The organism is Bremerella sp. JC817 (assembly GCF_040718835.1).
GTDB lineage: Bacteria > Planctomycetota > Planctomycetia > Pirellulales > Pirellulaceae > Bremerella.
Map to the genome: position 1 here is coordinate 175001 of NZ_JBFEFG010000253.1, position 16457 is coordinate 191457.

The 16457-nt window shown below is 55.4% G+C and carries 14 protein-coding genes and 1 tRNA gene; 6 read left to right on the top strand and 9 right to left on the bottom strand.

Annotated elements, in window-relative coordinates; all coding sequences use genetic code 11:
- Nucleotides 1-5 precede the first annotated feature (5 nt).
- The 5 genes from AB1L30_RS04615 to AB1L30_RS04635 form a co-directional block, all read right to left on the bottom strand.
- Nucleotides 6-1175 (bottom strand): glycosyltransferase family 4 protein, encoded by a 1170-nt coding sequence (locus AB1L30_RS04615; RefSeq protein WP_367012236.1) that lies wholly within the window; start codon nucleotides 1173-1175, stop codon nucleotides 6-8.
- Between the two features lie 141 nt (nucleotides 1176-1316).
- Nucleotides 1317-3050 carry an Nramp family divalent metal transporter gene (locus AB1L30_RS04620; protein WP_367012238.1) on the bottom strand — a complete coding sequence of 578 codons (1734 nt, stop codon included), beginning with the start codon at nucleotides 3048-3050 and terminating at the stop codon, nucleotides 1317-1319.
- Between the two features lie 148 nt (nucleotides 3051-3198).
- Entirely contained in the window at nucleotides 3199-3432 is a 234-nt protein-coding gene (locus tag AB1L30_RS04625; protein ID WP_367012239.1) for a hypothetical protein, read from the bottom strand.
- A 190-nt stretch (nucleotides 3433-3622) separates the two neighbouring features.
- The gene (locus AB1L30_RS04630) at nucleotides 3623-4396 is read right to left on the bottom strand and encodes an NTP transferase domain-containing protein (RefSeq protein ID WP_367012240.1); all 774 of its coding nucleotides are present in this window, start codon (nucleotides 4394-4396) and stop codon (nucleotides 3623-3625) included.
- A gap of 146 nt (nucleotides 4397-4542) precedes the next feature.
- Complete coding sequence (locus tag AB1L30_RS04635; protein WP_367012242.1) at nucleotides 4543-5208, bottom strand: HAD-IA family hydrolase; 666 nt, start codon at nucleotides 5206-5208, stop codon at nucleotides 4543-4545.
- Nucleotides 5209-5411: 203 nt separating this feature from the next.
- Between AB1L30_RS04635 and AB1L30_RS04640 the strand changes: the two genes are divergently transcribed.
- Nucleotides 5412-5493, top strand: a tRNA-Leu gene (locus AB1L30_RS04640).
- Nucleotides 5494-5998: 505 nt separating this feature from the next.
- The gene (locus tag AB1L30_RS04645; RefSeq protein WP_367012243.1) at nucleotides 5999-6301 is read left to right on the top strand and encodes a hypothetical protein; all 303 of its coding nucleotides are present in this window, start codon (nucleotides 5999-6001) and stop codon (nucleotides 6299-6301) included.
- Between the two features lie 37 nt (nucleotides 6302-6338).
- Here AB1L30_RS04645 and AB1L30_RS04650 read toward each other — a convergent pair whose 3' ends face one another.
- Nucleotides 6339-7538: a HEAT repeat domain-containing protein gene (locus AB1L30_RS04650; protein WP_367012244.1), complete on the bottom strand. Its 1200-nt coding sequence runs from the start codon at nucleotides 7536-7538 to the stop codon at nucleotides 6339-6341.
- Between the two features lie 174 nt (nucleotides 7539-7712).
- Here AB1L30_RS04650 and AB1L30_RS04655 point away from each other — a divergent pair, with 174 nt between their 5' ends.
- Nucleotides 7713-8771, top strand: coding sequence for a hypothetical protein (locus AB1L30_RS04655; protein WP_367012245.1), 1059 nt, complete (start codon nucleotides 7713-7715; stop codon nucleotides 8769-8771).
- A 249-nt stretch (nucleotides 8772-9020) separates the two neighbouring features.
- Here AB1L30_RS04655 and AB1L30_RS04660 read toward each other — a convergent pair whose 3' ends face one another.
- Both AB1L30_RS04660 and AB1L30_RS04665 read right to left on the bottom strand, forming a co-directional pair.
- Entirely contained in the window at nucleotides 9021-12851 is a 3831-nt protein-coding gene (locus AB1L30_RS04660) for an MFS transporter (protein ID WP_367012247.1), read from the bottom strand.
- 201 nt (nucleotides 12852-13052) lie between these two features.
- The gene (locus AB1L30_RS04665; protein WP_367012249.1) at nucleotides 13053-13448 is read right to left on the bottom strand and encodes a response regulator; all 396 of its coding nucleotides are present in this window, start codon (nucleotides 13446-13448) and stop codon (nucleotides 13053-13055) included.
- A gap of 313 nt (nucleotides 13449-13761) precedes the next feature.
- Here AB1L30_RS04665 and AB1L30_RS04670 point away from each other — a divergent pair, with 313 nt between their 5' ends.
- Complete coding sequence (locus AB1L30_RS04670; RefSeq protein ID WP_367012250.1) at nucleotides 13762-14064, top strand: hypothetical protein; 303 nt, start codon at nucleotides 13762-13764, stop codon at nucleotides 14062-14064.
- A gap of 35 nt (nucleotides 14065-14099) precedes the next feature.
- Here the strand turns inward: AB1L30_RS04670 and AB1L30_RS04675 are convergent, their stop codons facing one another.
- Nucleotides 14100-15029: a hypothetical protein gene (locus tag AB1L30_RS04675; protein ID WP_367012252.1), complete on the bottom strand. Its 930-nt coding sequence runs from the start codon at nucleotides 15027-15029 to the stop codon at nucleotides 14100-14102.
- Nucleotides 15030-15302: 273 nt separating this feature from the next.
- On the opposite strand from AB1L30_RS04675, the gene AB1L30_RS04680 reads away from it, so the two are divergent.
- Together AB1L30_RS04680 and AB1L30_RS04685 are read left to right on the top strand one after the other, a co-directional pair.
- Nucleotides 15303-15716: a hypothetical protein gene (locus AB1L30_RS04680; protein WP_367012253.1), complete on the top strand. Its 414-nt coding sequence runs from the start codon at nucleotides 15303-15305 to the stop codon at nucleotides 15714-15716.
- Between the two features lie 221 nt (nucleotides 15717-15937).
- Nucleotides 15938-16297, top strand: coding sequence for an STAS domain-containing protein (locus AB1L30_RS04685; protein ID WP_367012255.1), 360 nt, complete (start codon nucleotides 15938-15940; stop codon nucleotides 16295-16297).
- Nucleotides 16298-16457: the final 160 nt, after the last annotated feature.

The window sequence follows — 16457 nt, forward strand, 5'->3', positions numbered from 1 at the left end:
GGGAGCTATTTCTGCAGGATCTTGTCATAAACGCTCGCGACACCGCGGGCCATTGCGACGTCTGAGAACGAATCGGCATGGCGTTTCAGGGCGGTCTTGCTAATTTCACGCCAGTCTTCGCGGCCCGTCAGAACCGCTTCGATTCGTTGAGCGAGGTGCTCTGGATCATTTGGCTTGGCAATAATTCCACTTTCGCCATCAACAATCGCTTCGGTCACGCCTTCGACGTCGGTTGCCACCACCGGCGTACCGGCCGCCATCGATTCGAGGACCACCATCGGCAGGCCTTCACCAAACAGGCTCGGAAGAACGAACAGATCCATTTGGGTGAACTGAGCATTCACGTCGCGGGTAAAGCCAACCCAGTCGATGGCGTCGCCCAGATTCAATTTCTCGACCAAGGCGTGAATGCCTGCTTCGTACTCGGGGGTCTCGAACGGGCCAACCGCACGCAGGCGGATCCTATGTCCCCGATCGCGAAGCTGAGCCATTGCTTCCAGCAACACTTCCAGGCCTTTACGAGGTCGGAAGAGGGCCACGGTCCCCAAGGTCCACGTTCCGATCGGCAGTTCGCGATCGACGACATGTTCGACCTGGGGAACGCCGTTATGAACGACCGTGATGCGGTCTTCTTTCACGCCGAGGGTTCGCATGTGCCCGGCGAGGCTGTTGGAAACGCACACCAACTGAACGGCTCGCGCGATCGACATCTGTTCGATTCGCTGGTTCATCCAGTTGTGCCAAGGACGCGTCGAATCTCGCGAGGTTGGACTGTGCACGTGATACACGAACGGCACGCCGGTCAGGTGCGAGGCACCCATGCCGATCAATGCGGTTCGAGGGGTATGGGCATGAATGACCGCGAAGTTCTCTTGCTTCACCAGGTCGGCCAGTCGTTTGGCTTGCCACAGATCGAACTTGTGCTTCATCGGCAAGTCGTGGATCGGGCTGGTGCTGGCCGAGCGAGCTTCAGCGAACTTGCCAGGCTTCACGCAAGCGAAGCTGGCGTCGTAGCCGAATTGTGGGAGGCACTTTCCGAGAAGGTCTTGAACCCGTTCTGCTCCGGAGTAATGCTCGCCATTGATCACATGCACGACCTTGGCCAGCGTTGGCGGAGCCTGGTCGGTGGAAGCGGTCGATGGCTGGGATGGGGTGCTGACGGCCGTGTCGGACATGGGAGGGGCCTCGAAGGATTGAGCAAAATGGTTTCTCAAACCTACGTGATGGGCCGCAGCCCAGCGGCAATCAATTGCTGGGCAATGGGGATTCGTCCTAGCTGTTTTTCAGGTCGTAGCGATTATGCCGGGCACATTGGCTTACCCCAACTTCGCAATCACCTTCGAGACTTCCGAGTAGAACAGGTAGCCACCAGCGATGGTCATTCCCAGCGACGATAGCCACAGTCCGGCATCCCAAAGTAGTCCCGGTCGAAGACGCATGTCGATGCGGCGATAGCGGTAGAACAAAGCCGCGACCGAAAGCATCGGCAGCATGATGGCCTGCATCACACCGCTAAGTAGCACGAGCTGCGCAGGGTGAGGAATCAGCACGTAAACGGTGAGGCAGAACAATGGAAATGCGATGTTGAACACCGAGACCGTATTGTGCAACGCGCGATTCGTCGGAGGGATGACCCCAAATAATCGCACGCCATCGGCATCGACGCGGGCATGCCCTGCGTTGGCAACGAAGAAGGTCGAGTACAAGACGGCAAAGGCACCGAACAGAAAGAGCGTTGGGGCGATCGATCCGAAGACTGGTTCGTACATCACGCTTAACGTGCGGATCAGTTCCGACTTCTCAGGATTGAGTCCAGATCGGCCCAGGATTGCGGCCCCCAGCAAGTAGAAGGCAATCGTGGCGAATGTGTAGACCAGCATCGATCCCCAGGCATCCCACTGCATCACTTTCAACCAGCCGGTGGCGCGACGTGCCCAGCCTTCGCTTTCGTCTCGCTTGCCGGTGAAGCGAGCGTAACCTTTCTCGACACACCAATAGGGATACGCAATCAACTCGGCCGCACCGACACCAATAATCCCGAAGGTCGCCAAAGCGGTGACCACTGGGTTGATCCCGGCCAGAGTATTACCTGGAAGCGAGAAGCTGAGCCCTTTCAAGACTTCACTTCCCGAGATCGCCCAGTCAGGTGAGAACTGTAACGCGACCAGGTTGCCGATTGTTACCAACGTGAAGCCAGCGACCAGGATTGTCGAGAAGTTCTGGATGAAATGATAACGCCCCATGTAGAGTAAACCGGCAGTCAGCACGGCGATAATGCCCGCCCAGATTTTGTCGTCGTTGCTGGAGAACTGGCTTTGGATTGATTGCATGGAAGCTTGCATCTCGACAATCTTCGCCTTCGATTCCGTCGCGGCCACTTCGTCGGTTGTGGGAGTTTGCTGAAGGGCTTGTACCTGGCGACGCAGTTTCAAATACTCGAGTGCTTCCGGGCTTTGGTTCGCTTCTAGTTCTTTGAGATGGTTCTGGGCCTGGACGACCGCTTCGGTATCGCCACGACCCTCAGCCAGTCGAGCGAGGGTCTCTTGGAATTGAAAGTCGGCCTGGGCCTTAGCGAACTCGTTGCTGATCCGACCGGTTTCCGTAATCGGAATGCTGATCTGCAGGGCCTGACCGACAGCGCCGACAATGCCCCCGAGCTGAGCAAGGCTGGCGATCGTCATTACCAGCCAATAGATCATCAGCCAGTTAACCCGGTAAGGTTGCCCCCAGGCGCGAAACTTGACGGCCGGACCAGGAATCTCGTTCAAACCATCCAGGGCGGTCTTGCCGGAGGTGATGGTATAGCGGCCGAATTCGACCTGAACGAACACCTTGATGATGCAGCCCAGGATGATGAGCCACAGCAGACTGAAGCCCGCTTCGGCACCGGTCTTGGTGGTGGCGATCAGTTCGCCGGAGCCAACAATCGAGCCTGCCACGATCAGGCCAGGGCCCAACCAAGAGAGTGTTTGCCAGAAACGGGTTGGTGGTTCGACAGTGATGTCGATATCGTCCGGCGCATCGCCGGACGGAGGCGTCGCTTCGCTCATGGAGGGGCATACAGAGGTATGGGGACTGAGTGTCCCAGGGGATGATGGAGGAGGTCGGGGTACAAACTACCCCATTTTGACAGGCTTGAAAAGAAGATGCCTGCCACAGGGAGGTGGGGAGAGCGAGAGATTCAGAACCAGAGTCAGCCTAGTCGGCGGTCTCGTAGTACATCACTTCTTCTTCGATGGCAGCTTCCGTGGGGCCGACTTCGGTAACGACCGACTGCGAGCTGTACGGAGCGAAGGCCGAGCCGGCACGCTGGCCGCTCAGTTGAGCTTCGTCGAAGGCTGCGTATTCGTAGTCGAAGGGATGGCTGCACATGGTGCATCCCACATTGGCCAGAAGCATCAACATTGCGACAACGGTAAGCAGCTTTTTCATGGTTATGGCGGCCTTACAAAGGGGGCCCAATCGATTCAGTGAGTCGTTTCAGAATTCTTTTCGACCATCGGCACGTGGTAAATTAAGACGAATTTGACGATTGTGTCGGTTTTATGGCCATTGGCCGCTAGCATAAAAATAGGGACGCGCGGGCGTCCCTGGTGTGTCGGCACCATGTTGGGGAAGGGAATCAGGCGATCAGCTTATTACGCTGAGCCATGCGGTGACGGATCGTCGGCTGCGTGTCGATGATACGGACGACATCTTGCCACTGCAGCATTTCAGCTCCCAAGGCATCGACAATCGCGAGCAAATGTTCCCAGTCTTCGTCATCGACCACCGAGAATCTAAGATCATCGCGATTGAGCGACTGCGGAACCGGCAGCATTTCTAGCTGGAACAGTTCGGGATAGTTCAAAAACGAGCTATCGATGCGATACGAGTCGCTCTTCGATTTCAGCTCGCGGTTGGCCTTGGCCAAGGCGGCGGGGCGGATCCATTCGGTGAACAAGCCGATGCTCGACTGCGATGCCGGGCAACCACCTTCCAGGCAGAAGCCGATGTAATCGGCACCTGGTTGGCTCTGGGCAGTTGTCAGCAAGCGATCGATCAAGACTGGATCGCAGAATGGCGTTTCCAGTGGGACGCGAACGATCGCTTCCGAAGGATATTCCTTCGAGGCGTCGGCCAAGCGAGCCAGTGGTGTCTTCTTGTTACTGAAATGGCAAGGAATATCTAGGGGAACCAGCGAGGCCAGTTCGCGATATTCCGGGGCATCAGGCATGACGACCACAATGCCATCAATGAGTTCCGCTTCCGAGATTCGGCGAACCAGCCATTCGATCAGCGGGGCCGAGTTCAGCTTGCGACCGGCAAGCCTGCTGGGAAGTAAACCGGCAGAATTATTCGTCGCCGGTAGCGGAGAGAGTTCGTCGTCGATTTGGACGATGGCGAGATTCTTCATCGCGACAATCCTTTTGTTGCGGGGGAGAGCAGTGTCCGACACTGTGCATTGGTGGGGTGCACCTTTGCAGTGTAAGTCCCCAGCGGAAGTTCCGTCAATCGACTTCAGAAAGCTCGGTGATGACTCGAGCCATCGCCATTATCAAGCTAGTTGTGAAGTGGCAAATTAAGGACCTCGTAGATCCGCGGATCATGCAAGGTCTTCGCCACCATTTTCGCCCCATCAAAAGAGTGCTTTTCGCTATGAGAAGCGGGAACGGCAATGGCATAGGTGCCGGCATCGATCGCCGCAGTGCAGCCGGTCTGGCTATCCTCGAAGACCGCAATTTCGCTCGGTGAAACTTCCAAACGTCTTGCCGCAGTCAGATAAATTTCGGGATGCGGCTTGCCGCGTTCCACCTCATCGCCGCCGATTACAAATTGCAGGTCTGGGGTAATGTTAAACCGTCCCAGCAAGTCGATCGCGGTACTGCGACTGGCGCTGGTGCAAACCGCAACTGGATATTTGGCTGCAAGAATCGACTTGAACAATTCGGTGAAGCCGGGCATCAAGCCAAGGGAAGTCTCGAGGATATCACTGAAGATCTCTTCTGATTCTTTGGCCAGCGTCTCGATGGTGTCGGCAAGGTCATGCCAGTCGATCATGGCCTGGAATGCCACCGGAGCAGGACGCCCCATCATGGCATCGGTCAACTCTTGGGAAAGCGTCAAACCGCGTCTACGCAAGATCTCGGACGAGACCTGGGGGTAGAGCATCTCGGTGTTCAAAATCGTGCCGTCCATATCGAAGACGACGGCTTTGAGTGGCGCCATGAGCTTTCTGCGTAGTTAGGGCAATCAGCGACTGCCACTTATCGAGCAACGCTGATCCATCGATCTAGTTTACCTGCCTCGGTTTTCGCATCTTTTCGGTGTTTCCCCAAGAGGGGGCCACGTTGCCAAACGGGGAAGCTGCGTGATATACTAGGCGACTTGCTTCAAATCCCCTCTTCTAATTGGGGATCTTTGAGGAGCCAGGGGATGTGGCGAAACTGGCAGACGCGCTAGATTTAGGATCTAGTTCCGCAAGGAGTGCAGGTTCGATTCCTGTCATCCCCACTCTTACTCCTCATTACTCTTCCCATAATGTGCAGTTTGTCCGCAACTGCGCGATTTGCCCGCCTGTCCAACCTTATGCAAATTGAAGCCTGCCGATGTTGTGCAAATACCATTCTGGTTGAGGGCTGCTCGGTTACCTCGTTGTGGGGTCATTAGCTTGGCAGGCGAATGATTGCTATTAGGGTGGTGCAAGGATGGAATCGAATTTCGTCACCGATCTTAAGACGGTGTTTCATGCGAGATTCTCACCGATGTCAGAGCATATGTACCATCTATCGTATGAGAGTCGTACTGATATATTGGATCGATTACGGTCTGCGCTTCTACGTGTCCAGGGTCGACAAAAACCGAGAAACACGCTGTACAAAGCAATCAGTTGCGGTTTCGCAGTAATCTAGTTGCTTATGCGTCGACTTACTAAAAATGTGAGTCTAGACTAGAAGAGGGCCTTGGGGCGAGGCACAGTACCAAAACAGTATTCCATAGAAAGAAAAAAGTAATCAACATGGCCAAACGCGCTACGAACAAGCCATCTAAAGCGGATGCCATTCGCAACTATCAGAAGGACAACCCTGACGCTTCTCCTACGATTGTTGCAGATGCCTTGAAGAAGGCTGGTTACAAGGATGTGACACCTCAATACGTCAGCACCATCAAGTCGATGGATAAACGCAAGTCGCAAGGTCCGATCAAGTCGGGCAAGATCACCGCGGAAGACCTGATCTCGGCTAAAGAGTTTGTCGACAGCATGGGCGGCGTTGGCCGTGCCAAGCAAGCGATGGATATGCTGAGCAAGCTGACTCACTAGATTGAGTCCGCAGTTCTACTCACGCGCCATCGCGCGGCTATCTCTTGATTAACGTTTGAACGCGCGGGCTTGGATCCGTCGCCAAGTCCGCCTTCAGGCGTTTCAAGAGACGGGGATCGGAGGAAGTTAGTAGAGCCGACGCGGCTCCGTAGCGAACCCCATCGTCAGGATCTTTGGTCATATAATAGAGCCAATTGGTCATGTCGTTTCGCCCCATACTGGGCAATTCTCGCACTAATTGCAGGCGTTCACTAACTTGTGGGTGCGTCATACGGGTCGCAAGTTGCAAATCTTCTGGCGAGAAGCTTCTAGCCTTCAAGGTCTCTCGTACGTGCTCCGCGAGCTCTTGATCCTGGGCATGTAGCTTCCACATGATCTCTAACGTGGTAAGCCGGCTTAGGTCTGGTAATGGTTCAGGTCTATGTGCTCCTGGTTCAATCTGCTTAGGAGAAGCTACCAAGGGAGGAAGCTTTAGCGGCTGCGAAATAGAACTTCGATGGTTGGCGGTTAATACACCGGTCGGACGCGCATTCGTTGTGGTGGTAAACGATGGTATTGCCTGCGCTTCGACAGGTGGATCAGTGATCGTCGCTTGTTGCATAGGAAGCCCATCGTGCAAGCTGACATCGACCGACGATGTGATCACGGGCGTTGTCAGCCGCGAATTCTCTTCTCCTAGAAACTGATCAAGGGCTGCTTCGCTGGCGGCAACAGGACTATCCGAAAGTGGCTGCGAGATGGTCTCGCGCAAGATCGATTCTAGTGCTAGCAGCATCGGGCCATCGTCGGCGGAGTTCGGTCCCAGCTTCCACGAGGCCATCCGAATGGCGATATCACGCACCTCGCGCCGGATCGGTTCTGGATAGTCGCTTACTTTCTTTTGCAGTTCTTCCGCAAGTTGGCGGGCCTGGGGGGCGATGGCGATCCCGGGGTGCTGTTCCCACTGCGAAAGCTGAAGTTTCAGCCGTCCAACCGCTTCCAAAGCGATATCGCCTCGCTCGGAACCCATCCATTTCAACAATTGTTGCTGCGGTGGTTGCGCAGAAGAAGCGAGAATTTGGTCCATTCGCTGGCCAACTTCCGATTCTGGGGCGTCTTGCAGCAAGGCATCCATCCGCGCGGGGATCAGATACCACTTGGCAGCCAGGTGAAACGTACCGCCCGCCGCGAGCAGCCCGCCCAGCATCAGCAGGACGGTCGTGACAGGTCGGTAAAGGGGGCTGGCAGGGAGTGCCATCGATTCGGTGCTCGCAATACTAACGTCAGCAGATGCGTTCTTTCGGCAAAGACAGCGTTTGCTAGCGTACTGTTCGGGTTAGGAATCTGAGAATGATTGTGGCGATCATAGCGATTCAACCGAATTAAGGGTAAGGCCATCTCAGCCGCCGCGAAGCCATGGGGGAATGCTTGCATGCCGATTGTCCGAACTCCATCTGTCAATGAACGCGTTCCCGGTCTGTTCATCTTCGCATGCTGGTTGCTTGTGAGTGGTTTGTTTCTAACAACTGCTCCTACGATCCAAGCAGAAGAGCCAGAGGCGACGCTGGTCGCGTTCAATCGTGAAGAGAAGCAGGATGCGCTCCGGCAGATTCCTTTCCCACAGCTTCGTCCCCAGGATCAAAACCGGGTCGCGGAAGTGGTGAAAGATCCGAGCATCTTCCGCCGGCTTCCTGTCCAGGTCATCAACTGCGACCCAGAACTGTATTCCTTCCTGGTTTCATATCCCGAAGTGGTTGTGAATATCTGGGAGCTGATGGGAATCACCACCGTCGAAGTGCAACGGCTTAGCCCCACGACCTTCCACGCCAACGATGGTGCTGGCACGGTCAGCAAGGTGGATATCATCTACGCCGATGGTCAAACCAATGTCTTCTTTGCCCAAGGCTATTATGAAGGGCCTTTGGCACCGACGCGGATTGTGGCCAATTGCGTGCTGATCCTTCGTTCCGGCTATACCAAGGCGGCGGAAGGGAAGTCGTTTGTCTCGAACCGTCTCGATGTCTTCGTCAAGTTTGAAAGCCGCGGGGCGGACTTCCTGGCGAAAACCTTGCATCCACTGATTGGGAAGACGGCCGACTACAACTTTGCAGAGACCTCGTCGTTCATTGGTAAGATCTCGAAGAATGCCGAAGACAACGTCAATGGAATGCAGCACCTGGTCGGTCGTCTGGAAAAGGTCGATCCGGTTGTTCGCCAGCAAATGAGTGACGTTGTCACGCGGGTTTATCAGCGACGTGTTGTTGCCGAGAAAGCCTTGCAGGAAAAGTTCTCTGGCCCGGTTCCGACAGAACAGCAGCCGGTGCCGGTGGCGTCTGCGCCGGTAAGAGAGCCGGCATTGCTGCCGCAGCAGTCGCAGGCTTCGCCTGTTATTCCTGTCGAGTCCGTTCCGGTGACCTCACCCATCATTACGGCCGATGCTTCTGCGTTGGGACCGGTACCACGAAAGCGATTTGCTGAACTGCGTCGCTAACCAATCAATTAGCCTGGAATCGCTTGCTGCCTGGGACGTTGCGACGAGAGTCCTGCAGGCACCTCTGCGGTAACGCCGAGCGATTCCATCTTGGTGTGGCGACCACGGATTTCACGAATCGGCACTGTCGGAGGCATTATGCTTCGTGGACCCAGGCCTTCGGGCTGTGTCTATCCGTGAAATCCGTGGTCGGAGAGCAAGTGGCTGGTGGACGATTCGGTCAGACACAAGGTCGCGAAGCCAGCCTGACTACGAGGCGGCGGTTCCATTAGAAGCGAACCGCGTCTTGGCAAGTTCTTTCAGCTCTCGCAGGTCAAGCTTGCCGGTGCCCAAGACCGGAATCTTCTCGACTTCCACAAAGCTTTCAGTGGATGGAATAAATAGATTCGGAAGGCCCGATTCTTTCAGTCGCTGACAGATCTCTTGAGGCGAGAGGCTCAATGGCGTGTGAAGGACGACAATGCGTTCCCCTTTGGTTGGATGATCGACCGCGGTAACGGCGATGGTCAGTTCATCACTTTCGTCGGGACCGATGATCTCGGTAATGGCTTCTTCGATCCGGACGTGCGGAATCATTTCGCCACCGATCTTGGAGAAGCGGCTGACGCGACCGGTGATCTTCAAAAAGCCGTCTTCGTCGATCAATGCGACGTCGCCTGTCTTGTACCAGCCGGAGTTCAAGACCTCGCTGGTTTCGTTCGGCATATCGAGGTAGCCCTTCATCACGTTCGGACCGGTGATGTAAAGCATGCCTGGTTCGTCGACGCCCCGTTCTTCACCGGTGTCGAGATCGATGATCTTGGCGGCCACATTCGGAATGGGCCGGCCTACGGTTCCTTCTTTTCGATCGATCTGGAAGTTGTCGATCGAACGGGCCGGAGGAATGTTGACCGAGACCAGGGGCGAAAGCTCGGTTGCTCCGTAACCTTCGACCGGACGGACACCAAACTTCTCTTCGAAGGCTTCACAGAGATCCATGGGCAGCTTTTCGGCACCCGCCACCACGATCTGCAGCGAGGCGAAGTCGTCCTTGTCCACCCGACGCAGATAGCTACGCAGGAACGTCGGCGTGGCCAGGATCACGGTGCCATGATGTTTCTTGGTCAGGTTGCCGATGATCTTCGGTTCGAGTGGACTGAAGTGATAGGCACACTTCACGTCGATCCCCAGCAGCGTCCACAGGGTGACCGTATAGCCAAAGGAATGGAAGAACGGCAAGATGCCGATGATCACGTCGGAGCGGTTCAAGTGCACCATCTGCTCGATGGCCTGGACGTTCGACGAAATATTGGCGTGGGTGAGCTGAACGCCCTTGGGGATACCGGTCGAGCCGGAGGTGAAGATCACCGTCAGGGTATCGTTTGGCCCGATCTTATTGAGTTTGTAAACGCGATCGAGAATGAAGCTCGGAACGACGAATGCCTTGAACGCACTGATAATCTTATCACCGAGCGTTGGCTTGTCTTTCAGGTCTTCCAGATAGACCACTTCGCATTCCAGGTTCCAGTCGAAGCGTTCCATGAACTTGCGACTGGTCAGCACCGATTTGATACCACACTGCCGGATGCAGTGGTTCATCACCTCGTTGCTGGTCGTGTAATTCAAGTTGACTGCGATGCGACGATCCAGGGCCAAGGCAGCGTTGACCGCAGCGCCGGCGACCGAAGGAGGCAGCAGCACGCCGACGTAAGGCTCTTCTTTACGTGGCTTCAGGATGTGGCGGTTGAGCAGGTTGAGCAGCACCATGATTCGCGTCAGGAAGACGCCGCCAGTCAGGTCGGTTCCGACCGAGTCGGCAACCTTCGAGCCGAACAAGCGACGCTTGCAAATGCGGAGCATCGTTTTCGCGGGCGGGATGACTCGTTCCATGCGGCGTTGGAAGGCCACGGCGCCCAATTGCTGGACTGCCTGACGAATGCTGTGGATACCGTAAGGGGGCTCGATTGGTTCGCCGAAGTGAATCGAAATCGGGGTCTGCCAACTACGAGGCAGCTTCCAGAAAAAACGGCCGTCACTGAACGTGAAGACGCTGCCCCACAGTTCGTCGATAAAGACGGGCACAACCGGAGCCGAGGTTCCTTCGACCATCTTCAACAGGCCAGGACGGAAGCCCTGAATCTGGCCACTACGCGTGATGCCACCTTCGGCAAAGACGCAGACCAGTTCGCCATTTTCAATGGCTTCGCGGCCGACTTGCAGGGCACGCTGGATTCCCTTGGGCCCCTTGTCGATCAGGATTGCTCCGTGATATTCGACAAAGCGGCGGAACCAGGCACTCTTGAAGTTTCCACCCCAAACCAGCATGCGGACTGGCCGGCTACTGGTGAGCATCAGCAGCACGCCATCGAGCCATGAAACATGATTCGAGACCAGCAGCGCGCCACCTTCGGCGGGCAGGTTCTCGCGGTCGTGAACACGAATACGATAGAACGTTTCACTCGCCAACCAAACCAGGAAGCGGAGCGAGTTCTGCGGAAGCAGGTACAAGATGTAGAACAAAATCGGAATCGTCACGATCCCGCATAGCAGAAAGATCTGCCGTGAACTGAGCAGGGGCAGGTTTGTGGCTTGGAAGTAGATCTCTGCCACCAACTGACGCTGGTGAGGGTATTTCTCGATCACTTCGCTACGGTCGATCGGGTCGCCCACACTGAAGGTGTGATGCAACTGGGTCATCAACAGCGTCGCGAACGCGAACGACTGCTCGGCCGGATTGCTCGATAAGCGCTGAGCGGCCGCCAAAGGGTCTTCGTAGTCGCGACCATTGACCAGATCGTCACGAAATGCGGTCGAAGCTCTGCCAACTTCTTCTTCAAACTGCGGCGTGATTTCCAGTTTCCCGATCTGGTCGAGGTTGCGGACGTCCCCTTCGTAGACGGGCCATCGCAAGATCGAGAAGACCACCGAAATCAACAAGATCCCGCCAAAGGTCAGGAAGTTGGTCGCGGCGAGGATGGTGCCTCGTTTCTCGGCCGGCGCACGATGCTGCAGGAACGAGGCCAAGGGGACCTCGAATAGCCCCGCGGAGATCCCCAGCAGGAAGAGCAGCGAACTGGCAACAAAGAACACAAAGTTCCAACTGCCGTCAGGCGTGACAATCGGGGAAGGGCAGAGGAACAGCAGGAATGAGCAAATCGCCAGGCCTGTAGCCCCCAGCGGCAAGATGCCCATTTCGACGTGCCCTTGCGACCAGTAGCCTGCCAACACGCAGCCCACCGCGGTCCCGACCACAAGCACCGCCAACAGCGGGCCAACATCGGTTTGCGTAGTCGTGCCACTCTCGGCAGCGAATTGGTCAATATTCAACTGAGCCAGCGCCGCCAAGGTCCAGAAGAAGGTGCTCCCCAAGGCGACGTAGAAGATCGCTTTGTTTTTGCGGAGTGCCTTCAAATCTAGAAGTGTGCTCTTGATCGGATCCCAAGGGAACTTGAGCACCGGCTGATTGATGGGAAGGTTTTGAATCCAGAGGCTGGTCACAATCCCGACGGCGGCAAAACCGACCATGATGATGCCCGCCAGCCAAAGGTTCGTTTCGCCTTGGTGCGTAATATCGCTAAGCAAGTTTCCAACGACGGTTCCCAAAGCAGTCGCCACCACCGTGGCCAGGCCAATGATGCCATTGGCGGAGGATATATGTTTCGTCTTTAAGATTTCAGGGATCGCGCCCAGCTTGGCGGGGCCATACATGGCGCTTTGAGCACCCAGCAAAAAGACCACGCTAAAGAGCCAGAAAAGGTGACCGCTCCACGCCAGGCAGATCCCCAGCAACATGATCACGATTTCGGCCAGCTTACAGGCGACGATTACGCTTCGCTTGCTGTACCGGTCGGCGAAATAAGCGGCATGGGGCGCGAAAATGAGATAGGGCGCCACCATACAGGCCGTGCCGGCCATCAAGATCGAGCCGACATATTCCGGATGTTGTTCTTTGCCGATGCCGATGGCGAACCAACGAAAGATATTGTCGTTCGCTGCACCGAAGAACTGAGTTAACACCAAGCCAATGAAACTGATCGACGAAAGATTCGTCCTCTCGTCGTCATGCTCTCGGATGGTGGGCTCGTGGACGCCTGGGGCCATACGTCTATTCCGCGCGGTGCTTGCCTTGATTGCAATTCCGTTAGACTAGCCGATTTGGGCCATTTCACCAACGCCACAAGACGGCTATCGGCTTCAATGCCGACCCTTTCTACGCGTATTTTCTGTACGCTTGTGGCACAATCGCTACGGAATTTCGGAAATCAGCGCGTGTTAGCCCCAACCTGAACCCCAACCGGGCGGTTAGGCGGGCAGATTGGCGTCGACCATGCGTCGCAAAGTCTCTTGCAGATGTTCCGGCAGGAACGGCTTAACGATGAAGTCTTGAGCTCCTTTACGCACCGCTTCGGCGACCAGGGTCGTCTGGTTCAGCGCACTGACCATGACGATCTTGGCATTGGCATCGAATTCCATAATGTTTTCGAGCCCGAAAATGCCGTCGAATTCAGGCATCACAATGTCGAGCGTTACAACGTCCGGTTTCAGGGCTTTGTATTGATCGAGCGCTTGCTTGCCGTTCTGCGCTTCGCCTACGATCGTCCAGCCATCTTCGGCCAGCGAGTCGATAACCAGCTTTCGCATCAACATCGAGTCGTCGCAAACCAGTGCGCGACCTCGGGAAGGTGTCGGTGTACTCATGTGACTTAAGCCCTGTCTGAAACGACGTCAAACGCGCAGGAAACAACGCACGTTTTTACATAAGTAGGTCAGGGAAAAAGGGAAGCCTCTGAGGAAATTCAGATTTGCGGGTGTCCCGCACTTTTTGGTGCCTTAAGGAACCGAGTCTCCGGATTGATCGTTCTCGTTGGAGCAATCCGCACAGAACCTACCAACGGTGGTCCTCGAGAATTGCTGAGTATCAGCTACGAAACTCTTCGAATAGAAGATATGACGGACCTTGCCGTCCCACCCCATTCTCAGTGCAGTTCGCAGCGATTCGGCGGAGCAGATCGTGGAAATCAACCGCAATCAATACTTCATGATCGGGATTGTCCTCCTCGCATTGGGCATCCAGTTCCGAATGGTCGACTCGGTAACGTTGACCCAAGAGGCAAGCCATTTTCTGACCAAACGTTTTGCCGCCAAGCCGGCCGAGGCCAGCGATGTGCCCACAGCGTTTGTTGCCGCGGCCGAAGATGCCAATATCGTTTCGGCCAAGAAGACGATCAAACCACCCCAGTGGTTAGGATGGGCTTTAATCTCGATGGGGGCAGTCCTGGTACTGCATAGCCTGGCCATGCCCAAGCCTGGGTAGTCACACGCCCAGGCTCTCTTGCTGGAAGGTCAATGCTACGGCCGGGCCTGGGGGACATAACGTGGATTTTCATGCCCGAAATATCGAGGGTTTCCGCGGAGTTGGTTCGCATCGCGGATGGAACTGTAAGGCCGCAATCGGACGTCGTCCAGGCTGGTCGTAAAGGTACCTTGCCCGGGCACTACCAGTCGCACGATCAGTGTTCCATACGGCGAAATGCTTCCGTCGGTGATTGGTGAAGGGGACTGATACGGAAGGCGAGCGACGCGGGAATCGTAGCGGGCAAACGTCTGATCGAGCGGAATCCGCCAGGTCCCGATCTTACGGAACTGGGCGCCCTGACCCTGGGGAACGTCCAGATATCGTTCCCCTTGGAACGTGTATAGATCCGCTTCCAAGTGGCCGCGGACAGATGTCGGATTGCCATGCTCGTCTTCGGCCGCGAAGGTGACCTCCAGCCCGTCGATCATCGGATCGCTATCCCAGTTTTTGAAGGTCGCCCAGGCCGAAAGACTGGCCGGAGGCGTCGACTGAGGGCTCGCCTCCATCTGCTCGACCGAAACTTCATGCTCCCGCGGAAGCGGACTCGGGCCAATGGTCACCAACCCCGTATCGTCTTCTTCCACGTTATTGGCTCGATGGACGAGGTTGATCAGGGCCGCCAGGTTCTCAAACGAGCTGGGTTGTTCGTCGATCGTCAACTGCCGGATTGCGGTCCAGGCAATTGGCCGTGTCAGCGAGATGGACCCTCGGCTAGTTGTCAGATGGACCGCGTTGAAATCGCTTTTTGGCGAGATCGTGCCGCGGAATGTTCTGCCACTAGAGGTTGTGAGCTCGACAATGGCGTTGGCATTCAGGTCCTGGGCAAAGACCTGGCCGGTCGCTACCGCCAGTATCCCGCTGATCGCAAAGAAAAACGCGATCAAAAGGGGAGCGAACGAAGTGGAAGGAATCGGATCGAACATAACCTGCCTGCCGGTCGAAGAAGGGATCGAAGAACCTGACAGACGAAATAGATTGCACCCCCTGTGCCAGGATGCTGGTTTAAACAGCCGTGAATCGCTGTAAGATATTTGTATATAAGATGTTGCAGTGATTTTTGTCACGTTTCCTATGGGTGGGGTTCAACACCGGGCGATGTCATTTGGCAACCTCAATGATTTACGAACGCAACAAGGAAAACGGAAGCTAGACTTCCCTAGTCTCTTGGCGTCATGTGAACAGTGAGATCCCCTGCGATGAAATCCCCACTTAATCTCTGCACGATTCTTGGAATAGCGGCTCTTTTATTAGCAATGCTGATACTGCCAGGTGCCGTTGTTTCCGGCCAGGAAGGAGCGACGCCGATCTCGGATCGGGCGCGGATGGCAGAAGAGCAAGAGAAGAAATCAAAGCGGCTCCGCGAAGGCGCGGAAGTCGTTGATACCAAGGGCTCTTTTGAGTGGATTGGCGATCGACTCAGCTTCAATCTCGACGGCGAGCAGGTCTCGCTGAAGATCCTCGAGAACCGCATGATGGAACGGGTCGTCCAAACCCAGGAATCATCGACGGGAGAGCTGGTTTGGGTGGTCACCGGAACCGTGACCGAATATCGGGGTGGCAACTATTTGCTGATGACGCACGTCGTTCTCGACGGCAAACGAGGCAACTAAGTCCATAAATCTTCTAGGGTTCCCAGTTTCTCGGAGCCCAATGGGCGCTGTTTGGTCGTTGACAGCACGTAAGTGAAAATTATCATAGGGTTTAGCGTTTGAGACGATTCTGGCGCTCAGCTGGCCTGTAAGTTTCTCAGAATGCTTGTTTTTCCTTTGTGTCGACGATTCCTGCTGCGTTAGAATTCTGCGAAGTCTTCAGGTTAAAGGAAATGAATACGATGTCGGATCAAAAACGCCTCAAAATCTCCGAGGTGGACGACGTTACCGTCGTTGAATTCAAGGATCGCAAGATCTTGGATGACGTTCAGATTCAGGAAATCGGCCAAGAGTTCAGCGACCTGGTCGAGGTCGAAAAGAAGCGGAATATCCTGCTGAACTTCTCCCATGTTGAATTCCTCTCGAGTTCGGCCCTGGGCAAACTGATTAGCCTGGACAAGCAGGTTAAACAGCAGGAGGGGCATCTGAAGATGAGCAATATTCGTCCTGAGATCATGGAAGTGTTTGCCATCACCCGTCTGAACAAGTTGTTCGATATCAAAGACGACGTTCCGGACGCACTGGCAGCCTTTCGCGGCTAATTGAGGTCTCCCTGTTTTCCGTAAACTGACTTTACGGCTACACTAGTGCTATCACCGCGTCTTTCGATGCTGTGCGTAGCGGCCAGCAGACATCAGTCGGGAAGAAGGAATCCCTGACTGGCTTTTCCCGTAACACTCCTTCCATTCGTGATTGCTCTCA